Here is a 10,593-nt window from a genome sequence, read left to right on the forward strand (position 1 = left end):
GGAATGGCTCAGACGAAGCAGGCCATCACGATTGACGGCCACAAGCTCACGCTCACCAATCTCGACAAGGTGTTGTATCCCGAAACCGGCACGACAAAGGCCGATGTTCTTGAGTACTACACCGCGATCGCCGACGTACTGATTCCCCACGCGAGAGATCGTCCCGCCACGCGCAAGCGTTGGGTCGACGGGGTGGGCACAGCAAGCATGCCTGGCATGGTGTTCTTCCAGAAAAACCTCGAAGACTTTGCCCCAGAGTGGATCGCACGGCGCACCATCGAGCACAAAGATCACTCCAACGTTTACCCACTCGTGAACGATCTCGCGACTTTGACATGGCTCGGCCAAGTTGCTGCGCTAGAGATTCATGTTCCGCAGTGGAGGTTCGGAAAGAATGGTCAACCCAAGAATCCGGATCGCCTGGTGCTAGATCTCGATCCCGGCGAAGGTGTTGGGCTCGCCGAGTGTGCCGAAGTTGCGCGCTACGCGCGCACGATTCTGAAAAACATGGGTCTCGACCCGATGCCAGTAACCAGCGGGAGCAAAGGCATCCACCTGTACGCAGCTCTCGACGGGCGCTCCAACTCGAAGCAAATGTCAGAGGTGGCACATGAGTTGGCCCAGGCACTTGAGGCCGATCATCCGGAGCTCATCGTCAGTGACATGAAGAAGTCACTTCGTCGCGGAAAAGTGCTTGTTGATTGGAGCCAGAACAGTTCGTCGAAGACCACAGTGACGCCCTATTCGTTGCGCGGTCGCTCTCGCCCGTTTGTGGCGACGCCGCGAACATGGCGCGAACTCGCCTCGCCCAATCTTGAGCAGTTGGACTACACGCAGGTGCTGGCGCGGATGAAACGGCGCAAAGATCCCCTGCGAGCACTAGTGGAGAGGGAACCAGCCACCGCGGTGAACACTGCGAGCGCCGATCGTTTGCGTACCTACGGTTCGTAGCGTGACGCAGCCAAGAACTGACTGATTGACGGGGTGAAGGATCGCAAGAAGACCAGTCCAGCCGAGTTGAGCTAACGGTCGGGCCGCGCAACTAATCTGAACCTATGACCGCTCTTGAGGTTGCCGACTGGCGCCGACGCACTTTTGCTCTCTACGCCGCAGTTCGTGCTAACCCGGATGCGGCGAGCGCCCACGCCGAGTGGCGTGCGGGTCGAGATGAGCTTTTTGCCACGCATCCAGCTTCGCCGCTATTGCCGGAGGACCGGCGCGACTTTAGTGGGTTGCCGGTTAGCGACTACGACCCAGAGTGGCGGTTTGAGGCATCCATAGTTCCTAGTGAGGGTCTTCCGGGAGAAAAGCGCCGCATGGAAGTCGAGACCGGTACGGATGGTGTGGTGCCGTTTGATCTGTTGGGTACGGTGACGATTGACCAGGTTGGCACTCTCGATGTGTGGCGCCTGGCGTCATATGGTGGCGGAATTTTTATTCCTGTGAAGGATGCTCTCTCCCGGGTTGCTGGCGGTACCTACGGTGGCGGTCGCTACCTCATCGACACCGTGAAGGGTGCCGATCTTGGAGCGGGCAGCGCGCCAGAGTCGCTTGTGCTCGATTTCAACTTTGCCTACAACCCCTCGTGCGCGTATGACCCCGCGTGGGCCTGCCCTCTGGCGCAGGCGGGGAACACTGTGACTGTGCAAGTGCCGGTAGGTGAGCGGTATGGTGCCTCTGCCTGATAGGCTGGGGTTACTTGCGAAACAATTGTGTTTCCCTGCGTCGTAGAACGCTTCCCTCTTCTCGTCCACGTCAATCAGAAACGTGTGGCTCGTAGATAACTTTCTCCGGCGAACTGGAGTTATCCGCGCCGAACGAAAGTTCGAGATCTGACCTGTGTACCGCATCCGTGTGAAACACCTGATTGGGTCGGTGTAGATCAGTGCGGGCTGTGCCTGTACGCCTCCGGTATAACGCCCATCTGTTACTTATGCCTGAAAGGCACCACTACTTTGACTGAACAAACTTTTAGTTCGCTCGGCGTACCCGCCCCGCTCGTAGCTGCACTCGCAGCCGACGGTAAGACCACGCCGTTCCCTATCCAACTTGACACCCTTCCGGACACTCTCGGTGGCCGCGACGTGCTCGGCCGCGGTAAGACAGGCTCGGGCAAGACCCTCGCCTTCTCGCTGCCGATGGTTGCTCGCCTCGGCGGCAAGCTTTCGGGTGGCAAGCGCCGCTCGGGTCGTCCGCTGGGTCTCGTGCTTGCACCAACTCGCGAGCTCGCCACCCAGATCTCTGCCGTCATCGAGCCCCTCGCCGCTGCGTACGGACTCAACACCACCACGATTTTCGGTGGTGTGAGCCAGAACCGTCAGGTTGCCGCGCTCAAAGCCGGCGTTGACATTGTTGTGGCCTGCCCTGGTCGCCTCGAAGACCTCATCAAACAGGGCTTCGTAAGCCTCGATGCCGTCGAGATCACCGTGCTTGACGAGGCCGACCACATGGCCGACCTCGGCTTCTTGCCCGTTGTAACGCGCCTTCTCGACAAAACCCCCAGCAACGGACAGCGCCTGCTATTCAGCGCCACCCTCGACAACGGTGTAGACAAGCTGGTTCGCCGGTTCCTCCACAACGAGGTAATGCACTCGGTTGACGAAGCGAACTCACACGTCTCGGCGATGACCCACCACGTGTTCGAAGTCGACAGCGTTGAAGCGAAGCGCGTTCTCATCGAGAAGCTCGCTTCGGGCACCGGCCGCCGTCTGCTCTTCATGCGCACCAAGCACCACGCCAAGAAGCTGGCCCGCCAACTCGTCGATGCCGGCATCCCCGCCGCTGACCTCCACGGAAACCTCTCGCAGGTAGCCCGTGACCGCAACCTGGCAGCCTTCTCCGCCGGTGACGTAAAAGTGCTTGTCGCCACGGATGTCGCAGCGCGCGGCGTGCACGTCGACAACATTGAGCTGGTCATCCACGTTGATCCGCCCGCCGAGCACAAGGCCTACCTGCACCGCAGTGGCCGCACCGCTCGTGCCGGAGAAGAGGGCGACGTCATCACGATCGTTCTTCCGACCCAGCGTAAAGACACAGCAGCACTGCTGCGTAAGGCCGCCATCACGGTGACCCCACAGCACGTGAACGCCAACTCGGATGCCGTGACCGCCCTAGTCGGTCAGGTTGCCGAATACGTGAAGCCTGCGCCTCGCGCAGCAGCTCCCGCCCGTGGCCAGTCACAGGGCGGCCGCTCGCAGGGGGCAAACGCCCAGCGCAAGCGTGCACGTCGCCCCGGTGAGGGTGATGGCGGCGGCCGTGATGGTGCCCGCGAGGGTGCCCGCGGTGGCGCTCGTGGCGGCCAGTCACGCGGCGGCAACGCCGCTCGTGGTGGCCAGCAGCGCTCCAACCAGCAGGGTTCCGGCCGTAGCAGCGGAGTTGTTGCCGGTGCCGGTGCGGACGAACAGCGCTCAACCCACCAGCCGAAACAGCAGCACTCCGATGCCCCGTCGCGTCCCCGTGGCGGCAAGGGCCGCGCTCAGGGCGGTGGCGGTCCCGTTCGCGTCGGACAGGTAGTTCGACCGAACCGTCGCGCTTCCAGCAGCGGACGCTAACAACTCAGCCCCGCACGACACAGCTCTGCCAGATAGGGCGGTGACCTGCTCCCAGCATTAGCTGGGCAGTGGTTCGCCGCCCTTCTGTATTGGTGAGGCTACTTCTCGCCAGACACTCTCGCTTGGGTCGTGAAGTCAACCGATTTTGCCCTAGAGGTCGAGCACAAGTTCCGGGCTTGTCGCGCGCGAGACGCACGGGTAGAACACGCCGATTTCGTCTTTGTCGGCGTCGGGCATCACTGAGTCGAGGTGCTGGGGAGCGCCGGCCAACACCTGGGTCTCGCACGTTCCACAAACGCCGGTTCCGCACGATGTCGCTACGGCAATTCCGGCACCCTGAAGAGCGCTCAGGATGCTTTGATCCGCTCTGACATTGATCTGGCGGGAACTGCGACGAGCCACCACCGACACTGGTGTGCGATTCACCCCGCTCGCGCGGTCGACAGCAAGGAAGCGTTCCACGTGGCAGCGATCGACCGGTGTGGCGGCAACCACAGCGTCGAGCACGGCACCACTGCCGCACGCATACACATCACCCGTGCTCGCGGTGATCTCGGCCGCCAAATCGATGCGTACCGCGCGCTGGTCGCCAGCGACAACGGTAACCTGATGGCCGTAACGCTGCTCGAGTTCGCCCGCGAACGCCATCTCGGAGCGGCTGCGCCCCAAGTACAAGAGGCGCCATGACCGCGCGAGCGGGAGCGCCTCGATCATGGCGCGAATCGGCGTGATCCCGATGCCTCCGGCAATGAAGAGATATTCGTGCGCGGCCTCAAGAGGAAAGGTATTGCGTGGGCCGATCACGTCAAGCTCATCACCGACCGCGGCGACGTCATGCAGATAGGTACTGCCGACGCCAGCCGGTGCCATCCGCAGGACCGAGATGTCGAGGTGATCGCGATCAGCGGGGTCGCTGCAGAGCGAATACTGTCGCTCTAGGCTGTTAGGTAGCCGAACGGTGATGTGTGCCCCGGCATACCAGGGCGCGATCGGTCCCCCATCGACGCGGGCGAGACGCAACCGGACAACACCGACGGCGACGAGTTGCTTCGCCACAATGCGCATCCGTACCACCGCAAGAGGGTCGCTCGGGTTCGCCTCATTCAGAGAAGGAACCGTAGCGCCACGGCCCTGGGTCGCACCAGCCTGTACCGCGTCCGTGGCGGTCGTAGCCGAGGGGGCAGGGCGGCGCCGGCGAGCCATCACAATGCGCACGACGAGCGCGAGCACGCTTGCCGTGACGACGACCGTAGCAACAAGCTGGTACCAGATTTCTCCCGCATCCGTGCCGGCAAAAGCCCCATGCAGGGCGACGGCGAGTACGGCAACATAGCTGAGGTAGTGCACTGCTTTCCAGAACCGACGCGGTAGCCGATTCATTACGAGTGAAGTCAACTGCACCACCACAAGCACGTAGAACGACACGATCCCGAGCGCGACGGGCAATGGACGATACTCGGCGATGAGCGGAATCAGCAGTTGATCGAGCGGCATCGCGAGCCACGGGTCGAGCATGAGCGAGACCATGTGGATGAGCGTGAGCACGAGGGCGGTCCCCCCGAGGTAGCGGTGCAAGTCTTGGAGCCACGCCGGGTTGTCGGCACCCCGGAACACGCGAGTGGACAGCAGGATGCCCCACAGTACTGCGGCGGTCATGATCACCCACGCGAGAATCGCACTCGCACGCGTGACATACCACCAGAAATGCGGGTCATTCATGCGTAGTCTCCCCAGTTGTCGGTCGCAAACTCGCGACCCTCGTCATCGATAAGTAGCCCAGCGGCACCGCGAGTGGGCAACCAGGCAAGGTAGTCGGTCATCGGGCGAAGAAAGCCCGATTTGGTTAGGGTCTCGGCGCGGGCAGCGGTGTTCGCGAGGACCGTGACGGTCTGCACACTCGTCGTCGCGCTGCGCTGCGTCTGCGGGTCGATGAGGTGGTGCGTCTGGGTCGACGCGTGCTGACCCCAGCGGCGCTTGCGCTGACTCGAGGTCGCAATGCCGCCCTCAGTCATGCGCACCGTCGACCGAGTGTTAGTCGCATCGAAGGGGTCCTCGACCCCCACACGCCACGCGATCCCGTCGGGGGCATCACCCATGACGCGCAGATCTCCCCCCACCTCGACAACGCAACCCCAAGCACCCAATTCCATAATGGATGCCGCGAGCTGGTCGGCTGCCAGCCCCTTTCCGATACCCCCGGCATCGAGAGTCATGCCTACCGGGAGCGTCACCCTTTCTCCCTCGACAACGATGGCATCAAGGTTCTGCCCCGAGCGGGCAGAAACGGGCAGAGTGGTAGTTACTGTGGGGTCCACTGTTGATCGGTCGTAACCCGCGGCGATGACGGCGGGAAGGAGCGTGGGATCGAACTGGCGGTCAGTCTCGCGCCAGCCCTCACGCATCGCCGTAATCAGGTGGATCATGTCGGCCGATACTGTCTCGGCGCCTCCGGCAGCTCGGTTAAGCCGGCTGAGGTCACTGTCGACGATAAATCGACTCCAGCTCTGTTCGAGACGCTCCCCCTCACGTTCAAGGAGTCGCGCTGCGCCCTCCGGCGCTGCCAAGATTCGAGCTCGCGCCCGCCCGCCCATCATCGCCCACTCGTGGTCGGTGGCCCGGGGAGTCGCGCCCGACGACCGTACGGCCGCGCGAATGGCGTCCCGGGCGACGTGGGTGACGGCATCCATGATCAGAGGAGCCGAGTGCATAATTGCCGGGCGGCTTAGCCGCCCGAACCTGCCGTGGTGGCGTCGGGTGCGGGAGCGGCAGGAGCGGGAGCTGCCGGAGCAGGAGCGGGCGCGGGCGCGGGTGCCGCAGGCGCTGCGGGTGCGGGTGCAGGTGCCGCAGGAGCAGCCGGAGCGGCAGGGACCGTGGCTGCCTCGGCGGCAGGTGCAGCGGCAGCAGGTGCCGCAGGGGCTGCAGGTGCAGCGGCCGTGGGGGTCGATGCGGGCGCCGGGTCGAGAACGGTGAGCATCGATGTTTCAGCAACGGCTTGGTTCTGGGCGAGTGCGGCGGAGACTTGAAAACCGGTGACCATCACGATAAACGCGATTGCTGTGCCAGCACCTGTGACTATGCGCGCTGACGCCGCAGGATGATGCTTAGTCATCGTCCTCGTGGTCCTCGTGATCTTCGCCCTCGTGGTCTTCGCCCTCGTACTCGTCATGATCGTCGTCGGCGTACTGGTCGTCATCGGCGTACTCGTCGTCACTGCTCGTAGCGCCAGATCCTCCCGTGCTCACCGAAGGAGCGGGCACGGACCCGGAGCCAACTGACGGCGCAGGGGTGGGAGCAGTCGGTGTCGGCGTGGCCGACTCGGGCGACTGAGGAACGATGATCGGATCGGGGCTGCCAACGACTGGCTGTTCCGTCGATGCGGTACTGAGCACGGACTGATTGACGGCGTAGGCACCTCCCGCGGTGCCAAGCACGGCGAGGATGGAAAGTACGGTCGTGATCTGTGTTTTCATACTGCAACGCTAACGAGGCGCGGTTGCAGGCGGATCCCTCGCTTATCCAAGATTTGTCCAAGATGGCCGGTACCCACGCCGTCCTCCCGCCCGTGCAGAGCCACGCAGGGCACAATGAGCACATGAGGGTTCTCGTGATTGAAGACGACGATGCCGTCGCCGACGGCATCGTTGACGGGCTCGCTGATCGTTCGATCACCGCGACGCGCGTAGCAGACGGCGCGAGCGGTCTCGCCGCCATTGCGAGTGATCCTCCCGACCTGGTCGTTCTCGACCTCGGGCTTCCCGATATGGACGGCACCGAGGTGTGCCGCCAGATCCGTGCGACGAGTACGATCCCCGTCATCATCGTGAGTGCTCGTGACGACGAAGTAGACCGCGTTGTGGCGCTTGAGCTGGGGGCTGACGATTACATTGTCAAGCCATTCGGAATGAGGGAGCTGGTCGCACGCATCCGCGCCGTCACCCGGCGCACCACCGAGACTGACCAGCCTCGCAACGACGACGCCGATTCCCGACTGGTCATTGACAGTCGCGCGCGACGTGTCTTGCTCGATGGAGAAGCCGTGCACCTTACTCCACGGGAGTTTGATGTGCTCGAATACCTTGCGCGCGACCGAGGCGCGGTCTACCGACGCACCGACATTCTTCGCGACGTCTGGGACACCACCTGGTTCGGCACCGCCAAAACTCTTGACGCCCATATCGCCGCAGTGCGCAAGAAGCTTGGGGATGCGGGCTGGATCGAGTCGGTGCGTGGTGTTGGTTTCCGACTGGGAGACCTCTAGTGCGTTGGCGCTTCATGGGGGTCGTGATGCTCATCACGGGCCTCGTTTTGTTGGTCCAGACCGTGCCACTTGCCCAGTACCTCCGCGCTGTCGAATACGACCGGCTCCTCACCTCGCTAGAACGCGATGCCTTCGTACTTGCCGGAACCTCGGAGGAGGCACTTGAGGATGGCGACCCCGAGGCGTTAGCGCTCGTGGAGATAGCCGCGCAGCAATACCGCGAAGCCGGAGGTGGTCGCGTAGTCGTCGTCAATGTCGGTGGAGAGGCCATCGTGACGAGTGACGATGATGAGTCGGCCATCGGTGGAGACTATTCTTCGCGGCCGGAGATCGCTGAAGCTCTCGGAGGCACCATCTCCACCGGTTCGCGGTACTCGAATACCTTGCAACAGCAACTGGTCTATGTCGCCGTGCCGGTCTTAAGCGGCCCGAACATTCTCGGCGCAGTTCGCCTCACGTACCCCGAGGCAACGGTGGATGACGCCGTAGGCGAGAGACTCTCCGTCATCTCTGTTGTCGCTCTGCTCACCCTCGTGATGGCAGGCTTGGCGGGAGTGATTTTCTCCGGCACCGTCACGCGACGCTTGCAGGTGCTGACCGCGACGACGGAACGCTTGGCGGCAGGAGACTTAAGCGCCCGAGCCGAACCGAATGCGGGCGCTCCGGAATTGGTGCGCCTTGCCCGGTCGTTTAACCGCATGGCCGACCGCCTCGCTGCGCTTATCGACGAGCAGCGCGCATTCGCGGCACACGCCTCCCATCAATTGCGCACTCCTCTCACGGCCCTACGGTTAAAACTTGAGCGCGCTCGTGATCTGGTGGACTCTGATCCCGCTGGCGCAGCCGCCCGCTTGGCGGCAGCGGAACAAGAGGCTGACCGCCTTGCGACAATCGTCGAAGGTCTTCTCGCTCTGGGGCGCGCAGGCGCGTCGATTGTGCCCAGCGAGCGAGTAGATCTGGGCCAGATCGCCCGCGAAAGAGTCGAGCAGTGGCAACCGCTTGCGGCGGAGAGCAACGTAGAGATCTCGGTGAGTGGGCCAGCAACCATTGCGGTGCGCGGTGTTCCCACGGGCATCGATCAGATCATCGACAACATCATTGATAACGCCCTCGCCGTTGCTCCGTCCCCATCGAGCATCCGCATCACTCTCACGGGAGGCTCACGCCCGACCATCACAGTCACTGACGAAGGCCCCGGTATGTCAGACGAGGATTTGGCGAACGCCTTCGAGCCATTCTGGCGCGGAACAACGACAACCCCCGGAACCGGGCTCGGGCTCGCGATCGTTGCCGAACTGACGGCCGCAAGCGGTGCAACCGTGGTCCTGCGGCGCCGCGAACCACACGGGCTCGAAGTCGTCGTGTCGTTCGAGTCGGCGTAAGACAGTCGCCGCTGAAGGAATCGCACGCTAAAGCAGTCGCGCGCTACAACGCTCGTTAGGGCAGAACTCCGACGGAGGCGAGGGCCGCACGCAACAGCGCACCCCGGCCACCCTCCATATCGGCGGTGACTGCTTCGGATGCTGCCTCGGCGGGGCTCAACCAGGTCAGTTCGAGGGCATCCTGTCGGGGTTCGCACGTGCCCGTCACGGGAACGACGTACGCCATCGACACGGCATGCTGTCGGGAGTCAGTGAACTGGCTTTCACCAGGCCACGGGAAATATTCGGCGACCATAAACGGTGTTGGGCTAGCCGGAAGTAGGGGGAAAGCCATCGGTCCGAGATCTTTTTCCAGATGACGGAATAGCGCGTCGCGCAACGTCTCGCCGTACATGACACGGCCTGAAACGAGCGTGCGAGTGATTTCGCCGTCGTTGCCGCGAACAAGTGTGCCGACCTCAGTGACGCGACCCAGCCCATCCACTCGCACCGGAACCGCCTCAACATAGAGCAGCGGAAGACGCCTGCGGGTCTCTGCAAGCTCTTCGTCTGATAACCACGAGGAGTTGGGGTCTGGTGTGCCGACGGAGCTCATGCTCCATTGTCACCCATGGTGGCGAGTTTGCGCACGCACGACGAGAGCCGCCCGCTGTCTAGGCTGCCGTGCACCACATCCGCCACGTAGGATTCGAGGCATGCAGATCGATTCATCAGCAGTTCTCTGGTCGGCCCCCGAACGTGAGAGGGCCGAGCGACCGCTGCTCGTGTTGTTACACGGCTATGGCTCGCATGAGGGCGACTTGTTTGCGATGGCGCCGGGGCTTCCGCTCGAACCGGTGATCGCGTCCCTTCGGGCGCCGATTCCCGAGAATGGTCGCTTTTCGTGGTTTCCGATCAATCTCAGCGGTGACGGTCGACACAACCCCGAGCTAGTGGATGACTCGGCACGGGCCGTGCTCACCTGGCTCGATGACCAGCAGTACACGAGTGTGAGCCTCCTCGGCTTCTCGCAGGGGGCGGCGATGACGTTGCAGCTTTTGCGGCTCGCCCCGGAGCGCTTCCGCAGTGCTGTGGCGCTTTCGGGGTTTGTGGCCAGTGCTGAGCACTCCGGTGATGCGCAGCTGGCGAGCATCCGCCCGCCCGTATTTTGGGGCCGTGGCACTGATGATGCGGTGATTCCGGCGGTGGCTATTGAGCGCACTGAGGAGTGGTTGGTTGATCACACGCGTGCCGAGTCGCACATTTATGAGGGGCTTGCTCATTCGATTTCGACGGATGAGTTGAACGACTTTGTGAGCTTCTTGAGCACGCACGGGTAGTGAGTGGTGCCGCGGTTGGGGTGCACGTCTCGCTGCACTTCGAGGCCGGTGTAGTGCACTGTCAGCGGCAACAACGAAGATAG

The 10,593-nt window shown here is 63.0% G+C and carries 10 protein-coding genes and 1 pseudogene; 6 read left to right on the plus strand and 5 right to left on the minus strand.

The window, feature by feature from the left end; translation table 11 throughout:
- Nucleotides 1–3: 3 nt before the first annotated feature.
- The 3 genes and pseudogenes from ligD to AADH44_RS11275 form a co-directional block, all read left to right on the plus strand.
- A pseudogene (ligD, locus tag AADH44_RS11265) lies at nucleotides 4–948 on the plus strand (non-homologous end-joining DNA ligase); the annotation flags it as partial.
- 107 nt (nucleotides 949–1,055) lie between these two features.
- On the plus strand, nucleotides 1,056–1,685 hold the full coding sequence (locus AADH44_RS11270; RefSeq protein WP_341952924.1) for a DUF1684 domain-containing protein: 630 nt from the start codon (nucleotides 1,056–1,058) through the stop codon (nucleotides 1,683–1,685).
- 270 nt (nucleotides 1,686–1,955) lie between these two features.
- Complete coding sequence (locus AADH44_RS11275) at nucleotides 1,956–3,551, plus strand: DEAD/DEAH box helicase (protein WP_341952925.1); 1,596 nt, start codon at nucleotides 1,956–1,958, stop codon at nucleotides 3,549–3,551.
- Nucleotides 3,552–3,701: 150 nt separating this feature from the next.
- On the opposite strand, the gene AADH44_RS11280 is transcribed toward AADH44_RS11275, so the two are convergent.
- From AADH44_RS11280 to AADH44_RS11295, 4 genes are read right to left on the minus strand one after another with little or no spacing between them, the layout of a single operon-like run.
- Nucleotides 3,702–5,270 carry a 2Fe-2S iron-sulfur cluster-binding protein gene (locus AADH44_RS11280; protein ID WP_341952926.1) on the minus strand — a complete coding sequence of 523 codons (1,569 nt, stop codon included), beginning with the start codon at nucleotides 5,268–5,270 and terminating at the stop codon, nucleotides 3,702–3,704.
- Entirely contained in the window at nucleotides 5,267–6,259 is a 993-nt protein-coding gene (locus AADH44_RS11285) for an FAD:protein FMN transferase (protein ID WP_341952927.1), read from the minus strand. The genes AADH44_RS11280 and AADH44_RS11285 overlap by 4 nt, the downstream gene beginning before the upstream one ends.
- Before the next feature lie 14 nt (nucleotides 6,260–6,273).
- Nucleotides 6,274–6,660 carry a hypothetical protein gene (locus AADH44_RS11290; RefSeq protein WP_341952928.1) on the minus strand — a complete coding sequence of 129 codons (387 nt, stop codon included), beginning with the start codon at nucleotides 6,658–6,660 and terminating at the stop codon, nucleotides 6,274–6,276.
- Complete coding sequence (locus tag AADH44_RS11295) at nucleotides 6,653–7,021, minus strand: hypothetical protein (protein WP_341952929.1); 369 nt, start codon at nucleotides 7,019–7,021, stop codon at nucleotides 6,653–6,655. The genes AADH44_RS11290 and AADH44_RS11295 overlap by 8 nt, the downstream gene beginning before the upstream one ends.
- A 122-nt stretch (nucleotides 7,022–7,143) precedes the next feature.
- Between AADH44_RS11295 and AADH44_RS11300 the strand changes: the two genes are divergently transcribed.
- Nucleotides 7,144–7,809 carry a response regulator transcription factor gene (locus tag AADH44_RS11300; protein WP_341952930.1) on the plus strand — a complete coding sequence of 222 codons (666 nt, stop codon included), beginning with the start codon at nucleotides 7,144–7,146 and terminating at the stop codon, nucleotides 7,807–7,809.
- Nucleotides 7,809–9,191 (plus strand): HAMP domain-containing sensor histidine kinase, encoded by a 1,383-nt coding sequence (locus AADH44_RS11305; RefSeq protein WP_341952931.1) that lies wholly within the window; start codon nucleotides 7,809–7,811, stop codon nucleotides 9,189–9,191. Before AADH44_RS11300 ends, AADH44_RS11305 begins: the two co-directional genes overlap by 1 nt.
- Nucleotides 9,192–9,246: 55 nt before the next feature.
- Here AADH44_RS11305 and AADH44_RS11310 read toward each other — a convergent pair whose 3' ends face one another.
- Nucleotides 9,247–9,786 (minus strand): NUDIX hydrolase family protein, encoded by a 540-nt coding sequence (locus AADH44_RS11310; protein WP_341952932.1) that lies wholly within the window; start codon nucleotides 9,784–9,786, stop codon nucleotides 9,247–9,249.
- Nucleotides 9,787–9,886: 100 nt separating this feature from the next.
- Here AADH44_RS11310 and AADH44_RS11315 point away from each other — a divergent pair, with 100 nt between their 5' ends.
- Entirely contained in the window at nucleotides 9,887–10,510 is a 624-nt protein-coding gene (locus AADH44_RS11315; RefSeq protein ID WP_341952934.1) for a dienelactone hydrolase family protein, read from the plus strand.
- Nucleotides 10,511–10,593 lie beyond the last annotated feature (83 nt).

The organism is Salinibacterium sp. TMP30 (assembly GCF_038397785.1).
Classification (GTDB): Bacteria; Actinomycetota; Actinomycetes; order Actinomycetales; family Microbacteriaceae; genus Rhodoglobus.

Coding starts and splice junctions, on each gene's coding strand:
- AADH44_RS11280 (WP_341952926.1), bottom strand. CDS start 5,270: ATGAATGACCCGCATTTCTGGTGGTATGTCACGCGTGCGAGTGCGATT.
- AADH44_RS11315 (WP_341952934.1), top strand. CDS start 9,887: ATGCAGATCGATTCATCAGCAGTTCTCTGGTCGGCCCCCGAACGTGAG.
- AADH44_RS11270 (WP_341952924.1), top strand. CDS start 1,056: ATGACCGCTCTTGAGGTTGCCGACTGGCGCCGACGCACTTTTGCTCTC.
- AADH44_RS11310 (WP_341952932.1), bottom strand. CDS start 9,786: ATGAGCTCCGTCGGCACACCAGACCCCAACTCCTCGTGGTTATCAGAC.
- AADH44_RS11300 (WP_341952930.1), top strand. CDS start 7,144: ATGAGGGTTCTCGTGATTGAAGACGACGATGCCGTCGCCGACGGCATC.
- AADH44_RS11295 (WP_341952929.1), bottom strand. CDS start 7,021: ATGAAAACACAGATCACGACCGTACTTTCCATCCTCGCCGTGCTTGGC.
- AADH44_RS11290 (WP_341952928.1), bottom strand. CDS start 6,660: ATGACTAAGCATCATCCTGCGGCGTCAGCGCGCATAGTCACAGGTGCT.
- AADH44_RS11285 (WP_341952927.1), bottom strand. CDS start 6,259: ATGCACTCGGCTCCTCTGATCATGGATGCCGTCACCCACGTCGCCCGG.